The 334-nt window shown below is 31.1% G+C and carries 1 pseudogene; it reads right to left on the bottom strand.

From position 1 onward, the window contains the following. Window positions 1-334: pseudogene (locus ELQ16_RS09825) on the bottom strand (hypothetical protein); the annotation flags it as partial.

Raw genomic sequence — 334 nt, 5'->3', positions numbered from 1 at the left:
TTGCTCTAAGCTTATTCCAATGTTGCCCTGTAAGAAAAGAATTAGAACACAATACTGCCAAACCTAAACTTTTAAAAGCATTTTTATCTCCAAGTTGAGCTTGTAAAAATAAAGCTTGTTGTTGTCTTGCTTTAAATCCTACAGCAGCTGTGGGACTAGCTTTAATATTTCCTAAAAGTAAAGCAGACAATTCCCATTCATTAAAAAAAGAATAAGATTTTAATGTTCCACGATGAGCCCTTACTTCATCATAAATATAAGCATATTCTTCATTGATTAATTTTCCTTTTTCATCTACATTGCAATATGCATCATAAGGTATATCTATAACCAC

Origin of the sequence: Campylobacter sp. US33a (assembly GCF_004378855.1) — a bacterium.
Classification (GTDB): Bacteria; Campylobacterota; Campylobacteria; order Campylobacterales; family Campylobacteraceae; genus Campylobacter_D.
The sequence above is the reverse complement of the archived record's forward strand: the minus strand, read 5'-3'. Positions and strand labels throughout refer to the sequence as shown.